General features: G+C 69.4%; 18 protein-coding genes. 5 read left to right on the top strand and 13 right to left on the bottom strand.

Features of this window, described 5'->3' with window-relative positions:
* Positions 1-11: 11 nt before the first annotated feature.
* From OCU_RS48120 to mrf, 11 genes are all read right to left on the bottom strand, one after another.
* Complete coding sequence (locus OCU_RS48120) at positions 12-914, bottom strand: ESX secretion-associated protein EspG (RefSeq protein ID WP_008261661.1); 903 nt, start codon at positions 912-914, stop codon at positions 12-14.
* Positions 915-934: 20 nt separating this feature from the next.
* Entirely contained in the window at positions 935-1225 is a 291-nt protein-coding gene (locus tag OCU_RS48125) for a WXG100 family type VII secretion target (protein WP_008261663.1), read from the bottom strand.
* A 43-nt stretch (positions 1226-1268) separates the two neighbouring features.
* On the bottom strand, positions 1269-1562 hold the full coding sequence (gene esxG / locus OCU_RS48130) for a type VII secretion system protein EsxG (RefSeq protein ID WP_008261664.1): 294 nt from the start codon (positions 1560-1562) through the stop codon (positions 1269-1271).
* 64 nt (positions 1563-1626) lie between these two features.
* Complete coding sequence (locus OCU_RS48135) at positions 1627-3117, bottom strand: PPE family protein (protein ID WP_036429551.1); 1491 nt, start codon at positions 3115-3117, stop codon at positions 1627-1629.
* Between the two features lie 2 nt (positions 3118-3119).
* Entirely contained in the window at positions 3120-3428 is a 309-nt protein-coding gene (locus tag OCU_RS48140; protein WP_009952515.1) for a PE family protein, read from the bottom strand.
* Positions 3429-3430: 2 nt separating this feature from the next.
* Entirely contained in the window at positions 3431-7420 is a 3990-nt protein-coding gene (locus OCU_RS48145; protein ID WP_014381364.1) for a type VII secretion protein EccC, read from the bottom strand.
* Positions 7417-9036, bottom strand: coding sequence for a type VII secretion protein EccB (gene eccB / locus OCU_RS48150; protein ID WP_009952519.1), 1620 nt, complete (start codon positions 9034-9036; stop codon positions 7417-7419). Before eccB ends, OCU_RS48145 begins: the two co-directional genes overlap by 4 nt.
* Positions 9033-10886 (bottom strand): type VII secretion system ESX-3 AAA family ATPase EccA3, encoded by a 1854-nt coding sequence (eccA3, locus tag OCU_RS48155; RefSeq protein WP_014381365.1) that lies wholly within the window; start codon positions 10884-10886, stop codon positions 9033-9035. Before eccA3 ends, eccB begins: the two co-directional genes overlap by 4 nt.
* A 478-nt stretch (positions 10887-11364) precedes the next feature.
* Positions 11365-12270: a class I SAM-dependent methyltransferase gene (locus OCU_RS48160; RefSeq protein ID WP_008261692.1), complete on the bottom strand. Its 906-nt coding sequence runs from the start codon at positions 12268-12270 to the stop codon at positions 11365-11367.
* Between the two features lie 81 nt (positions 12271-12351).
* Positions 12352-12606, bottom strand: a complete 255-nt coding sequence (locus OCU_RS48165) for a type B 50S ribosomal protein L31 (RefSeq protein ID WP_009952522.1) — start codon at positions 12604-12606, stop codon at positions 12352-12354.
* Complete coding sequence (mrf, locus tag OCU_RS48170; RefSeq protein ID WP_014381367.1) at positions 12603-13802, bottom strand: ribosome hibernation factor-recruiting GTPase MRF; 1200 nt, start codon at positions 13800-13802, stop codon at positions 12603-12605. The genes OCU_RS48165 and mrf overlap by 4 nt, the downstream gene beginning before the upstream one ends.
* A 103-nt stretch (positions 13803-13905) precedes the next feature.
* Here mrf and rpmB point away from each other — a divergent pair, with 103 nt between their 5' ends.
* Genes rpmB through OCU_RS48195 form a run of 5 tightly spaced genes read left to right on the top strand, consistent with a single transcriptional unit; the run spans position 13906 to position 15263 of the window.
* A complete protein-coding gene (rpmB, locus tag OCU_RS48175) occupies positions 13906-14142 on the top strand; it encodes a 50S ribosomal protein L28 (RefSeq protein ID WP_041787233.1) in 237 nt (78 codons plus the stop codon).
* Positions 14142-14306, top strand: coding sequence for a 50S ribosomal protein L33 (gene rpmG, locus OCU_RS48180; protein ID WP_041787121.1), 165 nt, complete (start codon positions 14142-14144; stop codon positions 14304-14306). The genes rpmB and rpmG overlap by 1 nt, the downstream gene beginning before the upstream one ends.
* Positions 14307-14308: 2 nt before the next feature.
* Positions 14309-14614, top strand: a complete 306-nt coding sequence (gene rpsN / locus OCU_RS48185) for a 30S ribosomal protein S14 (RefSeq protein ID WP_014381370.1) — start codon at positions 14309-14311, stop codon at positions 14612-14614.
* Positions 14614-14877 (top strand): 30S ribosomal protein S18, encoded by a 264-nt coding sequence (gene rpsR / locus OCU_RS48190; protein WP_014381371.1) that lies wholly within the window; start codon positions 14614-14616, stop codon positions 14875-14877. The genes rpsN and rpsR overlap by 1 nt, the downstream gene beginning before the upstream one ends.
* Entirely contained in the window at positions 14874-15263 is a 390-nt protein-coding gene (locus tag OCU_RS48195; RefSeq protein WP_041787123.1) for a hypothetical protein, read from the top strand. The genes rpsR and OCU_RS48195 overlap by 4 nt, the downstream gene beginning before the upstream one ends.
* A 34-nt stretch (positions 15264-15297) precedes the next feature.
* Here OCU_RS48195 and OCU_RS48200 read toward each other — a convergent pair whose 3' ends face one another.
* Both OCU_RS48200 and OCU_RS48205 read right to left on the bottom strand, forming a co-directional pair.
* Positions 15298-16875 (bottom strand): PPE family protein, encoded by a 1578-nt coding sequence (locus OCU_RS48200; RefSeq protein WP_014381374.1) that lies wholly within the window; start codon positions 16873-16875, stop codon positions 15298-15300.
* 97 nt (positions 16876-16972) lie between these two features.
* Positions 16973-17881, bottom strand: coding sequence for an oxygenase MpaB family protein (locus OCU_RS48205; protein WP_014381375.1), 909 nt, complete (start codon positions 17879-17881; stop codon positions 16973-16975).
* Positions 17882-17962: the final 81 nt, after the last annotated feature.

The following is a 17962-nucleotide window of genomic DNA, read 5'->3' on the forward strand; positions in this document are numbered from 1 at the left end:
CTCTATTTCTTTCAGTGTTGGACGGACAGTGTTGAATTCGAAAAGTCTCGTGCTAGCCGGTGTTCGGCGAACCATCCGGCGTCGGGCAATTGGGCGGTCAATTGTTCGATCGCGACGGCGATCGCGAACGGGGTGCCGGGCGCGAAGGTCGAAACCCACTCGCCGTCGAACGCGCGGGACGGGCTGACCAGGACCCGGCCCTCGCTTGCGTCGACAATGCTCATACCCACCTCGGTGGTGGAGTGTCGACCGTCGCGGTGGCAGCCGGCGACGATCTCGACGTAGCTTCGCGACCCGTTGAACACCGACTCCACCACAGGACGCGCCGATTGCGGAATACCAAGATAGTCAAGGACTTCGGCGAGTGGAGCACCGGAACGCAGCCGCTCGTCGGCGCGGGCGCCCACCCGGGTCGGCATGCTGAACTCGTCGAACCGAGCCGGTTGCCGCTGGGCGAGCCCGACGCACAGGACCGGAACCAGGGCGCGCGGATCGTCGATGTCCATGGCGGTGAACGTGATCAGCTGCGCGCTGCGCAACGCGACCACCGTCCTCGACGGCCGGCCGCCGGCCCCGGCGCGCTGCGCGACGATGCCGCGCAGTAGCTCGCCGGCGCCGCCGGCCGCACCGGCGTCCTTGGCGGGGCCGACGTAACGCAGGTCGAGCCACCGCTCGGGAAAACACACCACTTTGATCCACTCGGCAACCGCGGGGTTGATGAGCCCGCCTTCCGATACCAGGCCCATCTGGGTGAGCTCCGCCTTCTGACGGTCGAGGAACGCGTTGCGTTCCGCGGCATCACGATAGGGGCAGGTGATTGCCAATACCCACGGGAAGCTTCCCGCCCCAATCGTTTCCGCGATGAACCACGCGTGGTCGACCGTCAGCTCGACGGCGTTGGGAGCTGGTTCCATCAGGCTCGTTCAGCCACGAACTAGCCGCCCCACTTGGCGGCTTCGGCCTGGTCGCGGGCCAGCATCGACATGGTGTTGGCCTCGTGGGTGCTGGCCATCGACTGGTACGCGCGCACCAGGCTTTCCATGGCCTGGTTCCACTGGGCCTGCCACACCTGGTAGGTCATACCGGTGTCACCCTGCCAGGCGTTGGACAGCGTGGCCTGTTCGGCGGAGATGTCGGCGCCGAGCCCCTGCATCGTGCCGGCGTAGCCCGACATGTCGGCGGCGTGGCTCAACATCGCCGGGTAGTTGTACATGATCTGCGACATCAGAAGTCCTTTCGCGGTTTGGTGGCGTCTAAGGGTGGCTGGATCAGAACGCGGTGTAACCGGAGGCGGCCGCCGCGTCCGCGGCCACGTAGGTGCCGGCGGCGTCGCCGAGGTTGGCCTGGGCGATATCCAGCAGCGTGTTGACCCGTGCGGCGACCTCCACGAACCGCGCGTGCGCGGCCTGGAACGCCGCCGAGGACTCGCCCTGGTGGAAGGCCTGCGCCGACATCGCTTCCTGCTCGGCCTGGCTGATCGTGCTGCGCAGCAACGCGGCCTTGGCGCTGAACGCCGACTGCGAGGCAACCAACTGCGGAATATGAGCGTCCAACATACTCATGGTGATTCCTTTCTATTGCGTCCGTTGGGGTTTGGAGTAGTTCACCTGGATGTGGCTGACTGCCTTATCCCCCCTTCCCCGGTTCGGCTGGGCCCCTACCGTTGACGGCGTCCTGCTCCCACGTGCCGGGCACCATCGGCATCCGTGGGCCGCCGCCGAAGTCGTCGTCGGCCAGCTTGGTCAATCCCGCCGCCTGAAACGCCTTCTGCCTCTGCTTGGTTCCGGCGAACCCGAGCGGTCCGGCCCCCTGGGCCGAAGCCACCGCGGCCGCCAGCTCTTCCTCGTCGCCGTAGTCCGGGGGCACACCGAAATCGGATTCCATGTCCGCGAATTCGTCGGCGTGGTCGTGCAGCGCGGCTCGCCGCCTGCGCCGAGCCCGCGCCTCGGCGCGGGCCGGTGCCGCCGCGCCGGCCGCCGGGATCGTCGCCGCCGGCGCCTTGGCCCCGCCGCGCCCGGTCAGGGTGGGACCGACGCCGGTGTCCGGGTCAGCGCCGTAGGCGACCACGTAGGCCAAGTTTCCGGCCGCCGCCGCCGGCGCCGGGGCCGCCGGCGCGCCGGTGCCGGCCGCGACCGTGGTGGCCGGGGCGGCGGCGGGAGTCGCCACCGTCGGCGCCATGGCGACCGCCGGCAGCATGGACGGCTTGTTCGACGCCAGCACGGGGGCCACCGCGGCCGGGGCCGCCGCCTCCGGCGCGGCCTCGGCGGGCGTGGTGAGCAGGGAGCTGAGGCCGATCCCCAGCAGCAGCGGAATCAGGAACGGTGCGGTCAGGATCGCGCCCCAGGTCGGCCAGCCGACGGCGTTGAAGAACACCTGGTAGGCGATGAAGAACAGCAGCGGTCCGTTGGCCGCCAGGAACGCCGGCAGGTTCGAGAAGAAGTCCTGCAGCATCTGCTGGATGTTCTGGAAGAAGTCCTGCAGGAACTTCGACAACTGCTGGATGAAGTTCTGCCACCAGTCCCCGGTGTTCTGTGCGGCGTTGGACGTGAGGTTGTTGGTCTCGCTCCCGGGATTGACGATGGTCGGCGCGGCCATGGTGCGGGGCGCCGCGGCCAGCGCCGAACCCGAGACGGCCTGGTAGGTGCCCATGGTGGTGGCCGCCTGAACCCACATCCGCGCGTAGTCGGCTTCGTTGACCGCGATCGGAATGGTGTTGATGCCAAAGAAATTCGTCCCCACCAGCACCGCGTGCACGGCGTGGTTGGTGGCGAGCTCCCCCAGTGTCGGCATCGCCGCCAACGCTGCCGTGTACGCCGTCGCCGCGACCTCTTGTTGCGCCGCGGCGCCCGCGCTGTCGGCACTGGCCTGCTGCAGCCAGGCCAGGTACGGCAGGTGGGCCGCCACATACTGCTCGGCGCTCGGCCCTTCCCACGCGCCCGCCTGCGCCTCCCCCAGCAGCGCACTGAGTTCCCCGGCCGCCGTGGCGTATTGGGCGCTGAGCGAGGTCCACGCACCGGCGGCCGCCAACAGCGGCCCCGGTCCCGGACCGGCGCTCAGCAACGCCGAATGCACCTCTGGTGGCGACGCCATCCAGATGGGGGCGAGGGGGGCAGTCATCGTCAGGCGCCCGCGATCCCGAACGTCGCAGCGGCCGCGGTGTCACCCGCGAGATAGCTTGCGCCGGCTTCCCCGACGCCGAGACCGGCGCGGCCCAGCTCCTCGACGCCCTGGACCGCCATGGCCGAGTGCTCCTGGCCCTGAGCGCTGAATCCCATGGCCGTCTGCAGCGACACCGGATCGACCGCCGGCGGGACCACCGCCGTGATCGCCGGGGCCGCCGCCGCGTGTGCGGCGGCCAGCCGTGCCGTCAGCGCCTCCACCGCGGCGCTGGTGGCGGCCAGTCCTTCGGGAACCACTCGCAGCGTCATCTCTACTCCTCCCGTTGCGCTTCACTTGCCATTACGGATTCCCCGATCAAGGGGTTGATCAACTGCACGTACGTCGGACCATCGCTGTCGCCCAACAGGATCGCCCGCCCGGCCGGCAAGCGGCCGAATCGTTGGCCGCGGATCTTGCCGCTGTCTTGCGGATTGCCCGCCAGCATCAACGTGGTGGCCTGCAGGTCGTTGAAGCGGCGCAGCAGCGGGTTGGTCATCAACGCGTGCCCCGAACCGGTGGCCCGCGCGGTGACGATCACCCGGATCCCCAAATCGGCTGCCTGCGACAGCAACCCGATCAGCGGAGACCACGGGCGCTGCCCGACGTAAGGCCCGCTCATCGCCGGCGAATCCGGAATCTGGTCGACGTCGTCGATGATCAGGTAGTGCGTCTGGCCCGCGAACGTCCAGCGCGACAGCTCGGCCGGCGACAGGCCGGCCGGCGGCCGGCGCGACTCGATCAGGTTGGCCAGCCCCAGCATCGCGGGGATGATGCGGTCGATGTTGGCCGTGTACTCGTTGTCGGCGAACAACGGTTCGTCGACGAGGTGCAGCCGTCGATCCAGCACCGTGAAGGCCACCTGGTCCGGCGTGGAGTGTTCGCGGACCGTGCGGATGAGGTGGCGCAGCAGCGTCGTCTTCCCCGACTTGCTGTCACCGAACACCATCAGCAGCGGGTTGTCGGCGAAGTCGACCACCACCGGCGCGAGGTCCTCCTCGCGCTGGCCGATGACCACCTGCTCGGGCCCGCGGTACAGCGACCCGACGGCATCCGGGGCGAGGTTTGTGGGCAGCAGCCGCACCGGGGGCGCCGCCATGCCCGGGTAACGGTCGTTGATCGCGGCGATCTGGTCCAGCTCCGGGGTGGCGAACAGGAAATGCTCTGCGCCCATGGTCAATCCGCGACCCGGCTGGTCGTGCGGCACCGCTTCGGCGGGCCGGCGCAGGGCGCCCACCACCCGCACGTTGCTGTCCCGCGGATCGTGCAGCTTGAGCTCGAGCCTCAACCCCAGGCCGTCCCGCATCGACAGCGGCACCTCCAGCCAGCTGGGCGTGGTGACCACGACGTGGATGCCGTACGCCAGCCCGATGTTGACCAACTCGGTGACCTTGGCCAGCAACGGGTTTCGCGTGTTGAACTGGTCGGTGTTGTCACGGCCGAACGCGTAGAGGTTGTCGATGAGCAGGAACACCTCGCCGAACCCGTCGTCGGGGACCCCACCGCGGGAGTCCCGGAACGCCTCCCGGCGCTGCCGCGACAACAGCAGCTGCTCGAGCTCGCCGAAGGTGCGACGGATCCGTTCGGGCTCCAGCGCCGAGGCGACGCTGCCGACGTGCGCCAGGCCCTCCATCGCACGGAGCTTTCCGCCGCCGTAGTCCAGGCAGTAGAACGTGACCTCGCGCGGCGAGTGCAGGCTGGCCGCCGACAACATGAACGTCTGCAGCGCAGTCGACTTCCCCGACTTGGGGCCACCGTGGATGACCATGTTTCCGGCCGACGACGCGGCATCGAAGATCAGCGGGTCGCGGCGCATCTCGAACGGCTTGTCGATCTCACCCAGCGGCCACTGCCACTGCCGCGGCGGCACACCGGCCCGGGCCAGCATCGCGCTCACCGGGATCGGCTCGTCCAGCGGCGGCAGCCACAACTGCGGCGCGCGCGGCCCGTACCCGGCCAGCTGGTCGCCGATGGTGGCGATGAGCTTGCGCGGCGGCCCGGTCAGTTCGACCTCGTCGGGGCTGGTGATCACGGTGTCCTGATCGGGCTCGACCCGCCCCGCCGTGAACACCTTGGGCTCCGGGATAGACGGCACCACAAGCGATTTGGCCTTTTGCGGCGGATCGTAGATGCCGTCGACATAGGTGCTGCGGAACTTGATCGGGGTCGCGCCCGGCGCGGGCACCAAGAAGCCCACGCCCTTGTGCTCCTTGCCGGATTCGATGTGGTAGGCGTCCTCCACCCCGATGATCTGGCGGGACACGCTGGGACTGGCCACCTTCAACCCGATGCGGTAGGAGGTGTTCTTGTCGATGTCCTTGATCTTGCCGACATCCAGCGTCTGCGACGCGAACAGGATGTGGATGCGGAACGAACGGCCTTTGCGGGCAACGTAATCGAACAGCTCCGCGTACTCCGGGTGGTCGGCCAGCATCAACGTGAACTCGTCGGCCACCACGAACAGCGTCGGGATCGGCGCCAGGTCGTGCCCGGCCGCGATGGCGTTCTCGTACTCGACCACCGAGTTGAACGCGCTGCCCTGCACCCGGCGGCCGGCCTCGCGCAGCAGCGTCTCCCGGCGGGCCACCTCGCCGCGCAGCGTGTCGGCGAATCGGTCGGCCAGCGACTTCTTTTCGGCCATGTTGGAGATCACCGCGACAACCTGCGGGAAGTGGCGGAAGCTGTCGGCCCCCGCCTCACCCTTGAAGTCGGCGTAGATGACGATCAACCGGTCCGCGGAATGAGTCGTCAACAGCGACAACAGGATCGACATCAGGGTCTGGGACTTACCCGATCCCGTCATACCGATCATCAGACCGTGCGGGCCCATCCCGCCCTCGGCCTCGTCCTTGAGGTCGAACATCAGCGGCTCACCGGTCGCGGTGACCCCGATCGGAACGCGCAGCTCGTCCTCGCGACGCCGCGGCGCCCACAGCGTCGGCACATCCAGTTGCGACGCGTCCGGGATGCCCAGCATCGTGGTGAACGTGGCGCCCCGGGTGGCCGCCGAACGCAACCCCGTGTGGGTCGGGTTGGAGTCCCAGCGCGACAGCTGGCGCGCCAGGTGGGCGGCCTCGTCGGCGCCCAGTTGGTCGGCGTCGTCGATGTACGGCTGCCAGCCGCCGGTCTGCCAACGCTCGATGGAGTGGGTCCGGGCGCCCGCGCCGTCCGCCGCGGTGATGCGCAGGATCGGCTTCTCGGGGTCCGAATACTGTTCGCGGTGCGGGGCGGTGGCGCCGCGGTGCACGACGGTGACGCCCGCGCGGCCCATCGCCAGCGTCGAGGCGTTCAGGTCGTAGTCCGGGTCGTCGACGATAATCAGCAGGTGCCGCAGCGCGTCGGCGGGTTCGCCGGTGAACGCCGGGCGGTCGACTAGCGCGGACCCCAGCTTGGCGACCAGTTCGTCGACGTTGGTGGCCATGAAGCGGGCCGGCCCGACGCCGTCGAGCTCACCGGGAATGTCAATGTGCGGCAACCACTTCAGCCACGACCAGTCCGGGCTCTCGAGGTCGGGGGTGACCAGCGCGACCCCGAGCACGGTCGGGTCGTGCCAGGTGACCGCCTGGGCCACCCAGGCCCGCATCGCCGAGCGCGCCTCGTCCTCGGAGCCCAGCACGGTGATTCGCGAGACCTTGGCCAGGTCGATCCCGGTCGGCACGTCACGCACCGTGCGGTGGGTGTCGAGCAGGCTGCGTAATGCGCTGTGCGACACCGGTTCCAGGTCGATTTCGTCCGCGGTGTCGTTGACCCGCAGCGCGGTCGCCAGGGGCACGTGGTGGCGTCCGGCCCGCAGCACCAGGAAGTCGGGATCGTGCGGGTCGCGCTCCCACTGACGGCGCGATCCGGGCACGGCGGCCAGCGCCGCGGGCTCCGGGTGGGACCACTGCGCGGCGGCGCGCTGCGCGGCGGCCTGGGTGCGGATGTTGTCCCGGACCACCGACAGGTAGCGCAGGTAGTCGGCGCGTTCGGCGTCGACCTCCTCGGTGCGCGTCTTGTTGTCGTTGCCGCGGTACATCGCCGTCGCGGCGAGCAGCAGCACGAACGGGAAGAACAGCGTCTGCGGGGAGATCAACCGCATTCCGGTCGCGAACAGCGCGACGATCATGCCGACGATCAGGATCACCAGCACGTACGGCATCGCGCGGCGCAGGAACGACGGCGGGATCACCCGCGGCAGCTCGGGCGGGGCCTCGATGGCGATGGTGCCCTTGCGGGTCACCGGCGGCGCCAGCCGGCGGCGCGCTTCGAAGATCAGTCGGCTCATCGGGGGGCTCCCTCGGCTTCCCTAGCAGCGGCAGTGACGCGGCCGGGCTTCTGGTCGGGCGTCAGCCCGTCGTGTGCCAGCAGCGCGTCGGCGCGCGATAATGTCGGGCCGCTCGCGAACAGCGACAGCACCGACCACGGGATCGGGACCGGCGACCCGGTAAGGCCAAGGGCCTCAACGGTTTTGTTCTGCCCGGCGGCCGAGTGCTCGGCCTCGTTGTCGATGCCGTAGCGGACACCGGTGTCAGAGACCCAGAACAGCGACCCGGCGCCCGGCGAGTTCGGCCCGCCGCCGACGGTCTGGGTGAAGTAGCCGGTGCCCGGCGCCAGGGCGACGCGGGCGGCGGTGGCCGGCGAGCCGCCGCCCACCAGATCGACGGTGCGTATCGATTCGGCGACCGGCAGGGCCGAGCCCGTCAGCAGGTTCACCGAGCTGCTGGCGGCCTTGGCGGGCTTGCTCCAATAGGCGCACATGACGGGCGATTTGGCCGCATCCACCACCCCGACCTGCTGGTCGGGGTACCGCGCGGTGTCCAGCATCCGCGACACCGGCAGCTTGGCCACCGCGTCGGCGCCCAGCCGCGGCGGTTGGTCCAGCCCATAGGAATTCGTGTTCCGCAGGATCGCGGCGAGCACCGGCGAGATCTGCTGCAGGCCGTCCGGCAACACCGCGTAGTAGCGCGGCGCCCCGGAGGAGCTCTGGTCCAGGGTGTAGGACACCACGACCCCACCGATCGGTGCCGGCACGGTAAAGGGCGCCGGCGCACCGGCGTTCGGGATGCCGGGCGCGGTCAGCGGCGGGGCTTCGGGAATCGCGTTGAACAGGCCCAGGGCGATCGGGCGGGGCGCGGGGATCTCGGAGTTGCCCTGCCCCAAGCCAAGTGCGTTCGTGATCGCGTGGTCGGTGAGGTTGATCTGACTGCGCTTGCCGTCCCACAACAGCCACGTGGTGCCGTCACGGTCGGCGAGCATCGCCTGCCGCGGCGGGAGCGTGGCGGCGCGGGCGCCGCTGCTGTCCGGCCGGCCGGCGATCACCGTGACACCGGTGCTGTGTGCGGCGTGCCCCCCGGGCTCGCTGACCGCGTCGCACACCGTCCAGTTCGCATCGGTCGAGGGGTTTTGCACCATCCGTTCCGGCGCACCGGGGATGCCGATCAGGTTGCCGCGCGGAAACCGGTCCAGCTCACTGCTTTTCACCATGGTCGGGTCCACCGGCCGACCCGTGATCAGTCGGGCCGAGGTCAGGTTGAGCACCGGATGCAGATCCTCACCGACACGGACATACAGCGCGGCGGTGGACCGGTCGGCGAGCACGGCGTTGGTGCCGGCCGTCCCGTTCGGACGGATCAGCGAGAACACGAAGCAGCCGGCTAAACCGGTGACCAGCAGGACGGCGCCCATCGCCACCGCGCGCGACTGCGTGCGCAGCGGGTCGACGAGCATCCTGGTGTCGTGCAACGCGATACCGGAGGCGATCCGGCGCATCACGAAACGCCAGCCGCTCACCTGGTGCCGGGTGACGAAGCCGCGGCGGTACTCGACCTGGTCGGGATTGTCGTTGACCGGGGTGCGAGACGAGAACGAACGGCGTTCGTCGGGTTGCTGATTGGACGTCATGCCGGCACCGACAGCCCGAGGCCGCGCAGCAGCGGCTCAACCGACCTTGCGACGTCGTCGTCGGTGATCGTCATCAGCTCCTCGTCACTGAATTCGCCGGTTCCGGCGTGTTCCGAATGGTCGAGCCGGAACTCTCGTTCTTCTTCGGAGCGTTCGACGATGTTTCGGACGAATCGACCGTTACCGGCGATGTCCAGGTTGCGTCGCGAAATTCCGTTGGCATCGGGTGTCGACTCGGTCGCCAACTTCGTGAACAACTCCTCCATGTGGTCGAGCGCGGCCTTTTCGAAGATGCTGTCGCGCTGCTCGGCCATCTTGTTCGCGATCTCGACCAGTTCCGACGGTGCGTAGGAAGGGAAGTCGATGTTGCGGGTGAATCGGGAACGCAAGCCCTCGTTGGTGTCCAGGAACTTGTCCAGGTCGGCCCGGTACCCGGCGATGATGACCACCAGGCGGTCGCGGTCGTTCTCCATCCGCGCCAGCAGCGTGTCGATGGCCACCAGCCCGAAGTCGTTCTTGGCGCCGGTGGCGACCAGTGCGTAGGCCTCGTCGAGGAACAGCACGCCGTCGAGCGCGCTGTCGATGATCGCGTTGGTCTTGGCCTCGGTCTCGCCGATGTGCTGGCCGATGAGGTCGGCGCGGTGCACCTCGCGGATGTTCTCCCGCTTCAAAAGCCCCAGGCCGCAATAGATCTTGGCGACCACGCGGGCGATGGTGGTCTTACCGGTTCCGGGCGGGCCGGCGAAGACCAGGTGGTGGGCGCGCTGCGCGACCGCGAGCCCACGCTGCTTGCGGACCAGCTCCATGGCGACCGAGCTCTTCAGCCGCGACACCTGGTTCTTGACCTCTTCGAGGCCGATGAACTCGGCGAGCTGGCGTTCGGCCTCGTGCAGCAGCACGGCCTTGCGTTCGTGGGCGGCGGGGTCGACGAAATCCTCGGCGCTGGGCTCGGTTTCGGGATCCCACGGATCGGTGCGGGCTTCGATGCGCGCCGCCGTGGTGGTCACGATGCCGAAACTGGTGTCGGTCAGGGCCTGTTCGACCTGTTCGTTCTCGGGGTGGGCCGCGTACAGGTCCTGCAGCACTTCGCTCGCCGCGTCCTCGTCGACGTGGGCGCGCAGCACCAGCGCTTTGGCCAGCGCGCCGTCGACGGCCGCCACCGCGACCGGCCCCTCGGGCTCCTCCAGGTAGGACAGCGCCGGGGCGAACATGCCCAGCCGGGCCAGCGCGGTGCCGAGCGCGATCTTGGCCGCGTGCGAGAACGCCTCGTCCAGGTCCGTGTCGTTGACGATCGGGGTCAGCAGTTTGACGACGTCCGACCAGCGCTCGGCGCGGTAGTTGATGACGACGGACACCCAGCGGGCCTCACGCCAGTTCGGTCGCTCGGCCGTCAGGCCGGCGACGATCGCGTCGGCGTCAGCAAACCGTCCCGCCGTCGCGAGCGCGGCCGCGTAGGCAAGGTGGAAGTCGTCGGGAGTGGTCGCGCGGAACTGTAGATACAGTCCGGTGTCGTAGCGGAAGCCCAGCGAGTTGGGTGCCAGGTCGACCTGGCGCTGCAGCACGCCCGCGGAGGCCGCGGTGCGCGACACCGCCTCGAGCACTCGCAGGGACGTGTCTCCGGCGGCCGCCAGCCCCGTCCACGCGTCGCATTGGTCGTGGGCGATGCGGGTCAGCGCGGCGAAACCCGAACGCGCGGCGGCCAGGTCGGCCGGCCGCTGGCGTTGGTAGACGACGATGCCCAGCGCGCGACAGCAGGTGGCGAACCGGCTGACGACGTCGCCGTCAACGCGCGTGTCCACGCGCGAATTGGCCGGCTGAACTGTGAGCATGCCGGTGTCACCGTGTTCCACGGCCGCGTCTTTTCATGTATGTAGTCTCCCCTAACCTGACCCGCCTGAAGTTAGCATTGCATAAGCTAACTGTCGAGGCGTTTGGGCCTGTCCGACTCACCACTGCACTGCCCTTCTTCTACCGCCGATGAGGACGTTCTGGAGAGGGTTTAGCCGCATTTTCGGCATACTCACAGCCGCACGCCGTGCGGCCTCACAGCAAGGCCTCACCTTACTGAAAATCATTTTCATTTTCAATCCCGGCACGCCACCTCGGCGCCCACCGGCTCGGCCGAGCGGATCAGGCACGACATCGTCCGCACCGGCGCGGTCATGGCAAGGACTCCTCGACGATCGGGTTGTGCTCGACGATCGCCCCGACCCGCAGGCCGGTGGAACGATCACGCAGCCACTAGTCGGCTGGCGGACCGAAAAAGTTCCGGCGTTGGTCGCTGCCCGAGCGAACTCGCCCGGCCTCCCGTGAAATCCGCCCGAGGGCTCAGGTGCGGACGGCGCTCACCAACGTGTTGCGCGCGATCATCGGGCCGGCTTCGGTCTCCGGCCCCGGCACCGGGCGGCCGACCTCGCGCAGGTAGTCGGCCAACGGGGTGCCGACCGCGGTCCAGCCGCGGTTGCCGAACCACTCGGTGGCCGGCGCGCACTGCTCGTTGTAGACCAGCTGGAAGAACACGCGCTGGTCGCCCTGCGCGGTGGCCGCGCGTTCTTCGGCGACGGCGGTCTCGAAGTCCTCGGGGTTCATCGGGGCGCCGTCCTCGACGGCGACGTGGCTGCCGTGACCGGCCAGCCCGTCGATACCGGTGAACAGCTGCTCCTGGGCGCTCGCCGGGAGATAGATCAGCAGGCCCTCGGCGATCCACGCCGAGGGTTTGGCCGGGTCGAAGCCGCTGTCGCGCAGGGCTTGCGGCCAGTCCTCGCGCAAATCGATGGCGATCTCGCGGCGCTCGGCGCGCGGCTCGGCGCCGACGCCGGCGAGCACCTCCCGCTTGAAGTCGAGCACCTGCGGCTGGTCGAGCTCGAAGATCGTGGTCGCGGCCGGCCAGTCCAGGCGGTAGGCGCGCGAGTCCAGGCCCGCCGCCAAGACCACCACCTGTCGCACGCCCGCGTCGGCGGCGCGCCGGAAGTAGTCGTCGAAGTACTTGGTGCGGGCGCCCTGGAAGTTGACGAAGTTTTCGCCGAAGTCGGCGGTCTTCAGCTGGTGGTCGGGGTCCTTGCCGTCGAGGACGTCGGCGGCGGCACCGCCGACGGCGCGGCAGAAGATCTCCGCGTACGGATCCACGGCCAGCGGGTCGGGCTTTTGCGCCTCCAGCGCCCGCGCGGTCGCGACGAACAACGCGGTCGAGCCCACGCTCGTGGTGATGTCCCAGGTATCGCCTTCGCTTCGCACCCCGCCCACAGTACGCCGCCGCGACTCGGCCCCTTTTCGGCTGGCGCGCAACGGTAGTGGAGCGCGTCGGCGCGGTACGGGCTACCGGCGACCGTAGCGGCGGTGGAACTTCTCCACTTGTCCCGCGCTGTCGACGATGCGGCGGCTGCCGGTCCAGAACGGGTGGGAGTCGGCGGTGACGTCGACGACGACGAGCGGATAGGTCCGGGTTCCCCGCGCCGTCTGCCACTCGACCATCCGCGGGCTGGTGCGGGTCGACCGCGTCAAGAACATGGCGCCGGTGGTGGCGTCCTGGAAGACGACGGGGTGGTAGTCGGGATGCACGCCGGGCTTCATGAAGGGTCCTTGCCTTGCTGGGTGTGGCCGGCCACGTTGTCGGCGGCCTCGGTCAATTCCGCGCACGGATCCTCGTGCCAATCGCCGAACGGGTCGTCGTAGGCGATCCAGGCGCGCGGGTTCCGCATCTCCTCCTCGGTGAGCAGCGCGCCGCGCAGGGCGTCGAGGACCTCGTCGGTCCGGGCGCCGCACACCAGGATGGCCATCGCGGTATGCCGATCGCCGTGCCGGTCGTCCCAGCCGAGCGCGGCCAGCGCGCGTCGCTCGGCGTCGACGCCGTCGCGCTCCGGCCCGCTCATCGCCGTCAGCCATTTGCCGGCCGAGCTCACCCGCAGCCCGGGGCCGGCCGATTCCAGCCACATCGCGCGGTCGGGATTGCTGGCCAGCCACAGCCGTCCCCGGGTCCTGATCACGCCGTCGAGCAACAGATCCAGGGCGGCGTGCAGGCGCTGCGGATGAAAGGGGCGACGGGCGTTGAATTCCACCAGGCTGATCGGACCGCGGGACTCCAGCGGCGGCTGCCCAGCCAGCAGCGGGCCGTGCGGGTCGTCGCTTCGGCCGCGGCGCGCGTCGCGGTACAGGTTGTTCAGTGCGTCCTCGATGCCGCCGGCCCCCACGCGGACGCGGGCGCGCGGCGACAGGCGACGCAGCACGGCCGCCACGAACGGGTTGGCGCGGTCGAGCACGACGACGTCGGCGAACTCGGCCTGTCCGATCACCACCTGGGCGTGGGTGCGGCCGTCGTCGAGTTCCTCCTCCCCCAACGCCTGGTCCAGCCAGGCCGCCGAATCGACGCAGGTCACCACGGCGGCGATCGCCACGTCCAGGGCCGCGGGCCCGTCGATGTACCCCGGCGCCACCCGCACCCGAACGTGCTTGATGGCCAAGCAGATTGGTTCAGGTTCCAACCAGGGCGCCAGGTGCACCACGATCCGGTCCACGTCGTCGCGGCGGTGCAGCTGGCGCAACAGCACCAACAGGTCGTTGCGGATGGTGCACGAGACACAGCCGTGCGCGAGTTCCAGTCCGTTCTCGGTGCTGGTCAACACGCCGTCGGACAGCGACGCCGTCGTGCGGCGCACCACGTGACCGTCGAATCGGTGCTCGACGACCAGCGTTCCCGGCGTCCGCAGCATCGCGCCCACAACGGCGTCGGTGTCCCGCTGGCCGGCGACCAGGATGACGGGCGTCCGCATCGTCCTCCTTACTGATAATCATTTTCATCTAAGCCGTTCCTACGGTACCGTCCGTGGGGGACCTTGTCGAAAATGATTTTCAATAAGAGATGTGGAGGTGCAGGTGTCCGCCCACTGCCAGGTGACCGGCCGGCGGCCGGGTTTCGGTAACGCGGTGTCGCATTCCCATCGCAGGACCCGTCGGCGCTGGTCGCCGAACATCCAACTCAAGACGTACTACCTGCCCTCGGAGGACCGCCGGATCCGGCTACGGGTCAGCGCCAAGGGCATCAAGGTCGTCGACCGCGACGGCATCGAGGCGGTCGTCGCGCGGTTGCGCCGCGAAGGGCAGCGAATGTGATGGCGCGCAACGAGATCCGTCCCCTGGTGAAACTTCGGTCCACCGCGGGCACCGGCTACACCTACATCACCCGCAAGAACCGGCGCAACGACCCCGACCGATTGGTCCTGCGCAAATACGACCCCGTCATCCGCCGCCACGTCGACTTCCGCGAGGAGCGCTGACCATGGCCAAGAAATCCAAGATCGTCAAGAACGAGCGCCGCCGCGCGATCGTGGCCCGCTACGCCCAACGCCGCGCCGAACTCAAAAAAATCATCCGCTCACCGGCGAGCACCCCCAAGCGACGGGCGGCGGCACGGGACGAGTTGGCGCGCCAGCCCCGCGACGCCAGCGCGGTGCGGGTGCGCAACCGCGACGCCGTCGACGGCCGACCCCGCGGCCACCTCCGCAAGTTCGGGCTGTCGAGGGTCCGGGTCCGCGAACTGGCCCACGCCGGCCAGCTCCCCGGCGTGCGGAAGGCGAGCTGGTGATGGCCAGAAAAGTCGCGCGTCGCCGGGCCATCGCGCCGGCCGGCCGCTCGCCCAAGAGGAATCTGCTCGACAGCCTCGGGTTGCGCACGGTGGACTACAAAGACACGGCGACGCTGCGGGTGTTCATCTCCGAACGCGGCAAGATCCGTTCCCGCCAGGTGACCGGCCTGTCCGTCCAACAACAACGACAGGTCGCGACCGCCATCAAGAACGCCCGCGAAATGGCGCTCCTGCCCTACCCCGGACGGCACACGGCGCCTTGACGTCCCCACGCCGCGGCACCGATCGCCCGTTCACCGTAATCGTCTGTGCCGCATGCGCCGTCGACGATCGACTGTCGGTCATCGACGAATTGCGCCCCGCCATCCGGCGCTGCCCGCATTCCATGTTGGTCTCGGTCGCCTGCATGCTCGGACCACTCACCTGCGCCTCTCGGCCGACCGGCGGGGGCATGATGGCCCTGGTCCAGCCCTGCACGAACGATCGGGTGGCCAGCGGCCCGGCGCGGTGGATAGGACCCATCGCCGACAGCGATTCAGCCGCGGCGCTGCGCGACTGGCTGGTGCTCGGTCAATGGGAAAACATCCCCGTCCCAAGGCAACTCGATCGGCATCAGCGCTGGACACGCGACTCGCATCGACGCAACTGACGCCTGACGAACCCGGCGATGGGGTGCCGGGGCGCTAGCCGTCGCGGCCCGCCTCGTCGGCACCGTCGTCGCCCCAGGTGCCCGGCATCATCGGTGCCGTTGGGCCACCGTTGAATTCGTCCCCGGCCAGCCGGGTCAGCCCGGCCGCCGCGCCGACCGCCTCACGCTCGGCGGTGCCGGCGAATCCCAGCGTGCCGGCACCCCGATCGGACGCCAGCGACGCGGCCCAATCGGGGTCGACATCGACATTCATGTCCATGAACTCGTCGCCGTACCCGCGGTCCGTCGCGCCCCGGCGCCGCCGCGCCCGGGCCGCTTTGCGCGTGCGCGCGGCCGCGGCCGCCGCGGCGGCGGCGCTATCCGGTTCCGGCGCTTTCCTTTTCGCGCTGGAGCTGGCGCTCGCCCCCATCCCCGAGCCCGTTCCCATTCCGGGCGGACCGACGACGTACGGAGGAAAGAAGCCCGCCGCGGCCGGCGCCGCAGCGGGTGCGGCGGGAGCGGCGGTCACGGTGGTCGCCGTGGGGGCGGGCGCCGGTGCCGGGGCGGAGGCCGGCGCCGCCACCGGCGCGACGGGGGCGGTGGGGGCCATGGCGATGGCGGGCGGGATGCTGGGCGTCGGCGGCGGCGGCGCGGCCACCACCGGGAGGGCCGCGGGCTGGGGGATGGCGGCGAGGCCGGCCAGCCCGGCGAATCCGCCGACGGCGCCGAGGGGCGCCGCCGCGAGGAGGAGCGCGGGCGCCAACAACTCCGGCTGGCTGATGAAAATCTCGAGGATGTGCGTCGGCCAGTCGAACAGGATGAGTTGCACCAGGTACTGAAAGGCCAACGCCGGATTGTGCACCAGGTAATAGCCGAACTGCTCGAAATCCTCGAGCAGTTCCAGGGCGCGCACCACCCAGAAGATGGGCTGCCCGGCATTCGTGTAGGCGTCGTAGGGCAGGCCGTTGACCGTGCCCTCGGACGGGTCCCAGTTGATGCCCAAGTTCTTCAGGATGTTGGCGATGAAGTCGTTGAACGGATTGTCGATCTTGGGGTCGTGATCCTCGTCACCCGAATCATCGCTTGACGCATCGGATTTCACGATCGGCGGCGCCGGATCGGTTTGCGGTGTCGCGGCGACGGCGGCGGTGGACACCGCCTGGTAGGTCGACATCGTGGTCGCCGCCTGGGTCCACATCCGTGCGTAGTCGGCCTCGTTGACCGCGATCGGAACCGTGTTGACGCCGAAGAAATTCGTTGCCACCAGGGCCCCGTGGACGACGTGGTTGGTGGCGAGTTCGGGCAGCGTCGGCATGGCGGTCAGCGCGGCGGTGTAGGCGGCCGCGGCGGTCTCGTGCTGGGTGGCGGCGGCGGCGCTGTCGGCGCTGGATTTTGTCAGCCACGCCAGGTAGGGGGCGTGCGCGGCCACGTAGGACTCCGCGCTGGGTCCCTCCCATGCCCCCGCCTGCACCCCCGCCAGCAAGGTGCTCAATTGTTCTGCGGCGGAAGCGTATTCGGCGCTCAGCTCGGACCACGCGCCGGCGGCCGCCAGCAGCGGCCCGGGGCCGGGGCCGCTGCTGAGCAAAGCGGAATGCACTTCGGGCGGCGAGGCCATGAAGATCGGCGCCGTCATAGGTACTCCTCGGGCTGGAGGGCTTACCAGACTGAGGAGAGCTTAATGAATATGATTGTCGTTATCAACTTGGCGGGCGCCGCCCCGCCGCGGGCCGCTACACCAGCGGCCGCCCCTTCTTGATCCGGCGGTCCAGGTCGTGCAGCAAGACGTTGAACGGGAACTGCCGGATGAACCGCGGCAGATACCGGTTCACCGTGGCCAGCACGGCGATCAGCCTGTCGAAGCGCCGCTGCTTGGTCGCGTCCCAGGGCAGCCGCATCTCGTCGCGGAACCGCTGCGGCAGGAAGCCCGTCGTGATCATCAGCGCGAAGCCCTCGGAGAGCCGCTGGATGGGGCCGGGCAGCTTCACGCCCCGGATGCGGTTGGCGGCGATCGGGTACAGGTATTCCCGCACCGCGTCGTCGATGTGCACCTTGGCCAGCGACTCTTCCCAGTAACGGTCGAACGCCGCCCGGTCGGCCGGCCACATCTTCGGCGGCACCTGCAACGTCGTGGCCAACGCCATGCCCTCGCGGTAGTGGCGCTCGGCGTCCTCGCCGTCGAGCTCACCGATGAACATCCGGTAGATGTCGAGGCCGCCCTTGTACAGGCAGGCCCCCACCCAGAGCTGCAGCGCGGGATCAAAGGCGTTGTAGGACACCGGGCTTTCCGGCGTCGAGTAAACCTGCGCGTGGGCCTTGTTCACGGCCCGGCGGAAGGCGGCCTTCTGGGCGTCGCTGCCGTTGGTCGCCACGGCCAGGTAGGTGAACGTGGTGCGGGCCCGCTTGAACGGGTGCAGGTCGACCCGGCCGCTTTCGACGCGGCTTTCCATGACGCCGTAGCCCACGCCGGGCTGCGCGAGTTGCATGATCACGTTCGCCGGACCGGCCAGCAGGGCGACGCCCATCAGGCCCTCGTCGATGCCCAGCGCCCGCCCGCGCCTGCGCCGCTGGGGGCGCGGCGGATCGGTGGCCCCGCGCTCGACGTGCCCGATCGGTGCCTGCACCGACTGGTGAATTGCCATCGTCAGATCCTCCCGCAGCGCGGCCGCTAATGTGCGAACGCTTGTTTCCTGATATTGTCGCGCCGCGGCGTAAGTGTCAAG

The organism is Mycobacterium intracellulare ATCC 13950 (assembly GCF_000277125.1).
In the GTDB taxonomy this organism is placed as follows: domain Bacteria; phylum Actinomycetota; class Actinomycetes; order Mycobacteriales; family Mycobacteriaceae; genus Mycobacterium; species Mycobacterium intracellulare.

Bases quoted from the DNA above. Each gene is read 5' to 3' on its own strand.
- OCU_RS48120 (WP_008261661.1), bottom strand. From the start codon at position 914: ATGGAACCAGCTCCCAACGCCGTCGAGCTGACGGTCGACCACGCGTGG.
- OCU_RS48125 (WP_008261663.1), bottom strand. From the start codon at position 1,225: ATGTCGCAGATCATGTACAACTACCCGGCGATGTTGAGCCACGCCGCC.
- esxG (WP_008261664.1), bottom strand. From the start codon at position 1,562: ATGAGTATGTTGGACGCTCATATTCCGCAGTTGGTTGCCTCGCAGTCG.
- OCU_RS48135 (WP_036429551.1), bottom strand. From the start codon at position 3,117: ATGACTGCCCCCCTCGCCCCCATCTGGATGGCGTCGCCACCAGAGGTG.
- OCU_RS48140 (WP_009952515.1), bottom strand. From the start codon at position 3,428: ATGACGCTGCGAGTGGTTCCCGAAGGACTGGCCGCCACCAGCGCCGCG.
- OCU_RS48145 (WP_014381364.1), bottom strand. From the start codon at position 7,420: ATGAGCCGACTGATCTTCGAAGCGCGCCGCCGGCTGGCGCCGCCGGTG.
- eccB (WP_009952519.1), bottom strand. From the start codon at position 9,036: ATGACGTCCAATCAGCAACCCGACGAACGCCGTTCGTTCTCGTCTCGC.
- OCU_RS48165 (WP_009952522.1), bottom strand. From the start codon at position 12,606: ATGAAGCCCGGCGTGCATCCCGACTACCACCCCGTCGTCTTCCAGGAC.
- mrf (WP_014381367.1), bottom strand. From the start codon at position 13,802: ATGCGGACGCCCGTCATCCTGGTCGCCGGCCAGCGGGACACCGACGCC.
- rpmG (WP_041787121.1), top strand. From the start codon at position 14,142: ATGGCGCGCAACGAGATCCGTCCCCTGGTGAAACTTCGGTCCACCGCG.
- rpsN (WP_014381370.1), top strand. From the start codon at position 14,309: ATGGCCAAGAAATCCAAGATCGTCAAGAACGAGCGCCGCCGCGCGATC.
- rpsR (WP_014381371.1), top strand. From the start codon at position 14,614: ATGGCCAGAAAAGTCGCGCGTCGCCGGGCCATCGCGCCGGCCGGCCGC.
- OCU_RS48200 (WP_014381374.1), bottom strand. From the start codon at position 16,875: ATGACGGCGCCGATCTTCATGGCCTCGCCGCCCGAAGTGCATTCCGCT.
- OCU_RS48205 (WP_014381375.1), bottom strand. From the start codon at position 17,881: ATGGCAATTCACCAGTCGGTGCAGGCACCGATCGGGCACGTCGAGCGC.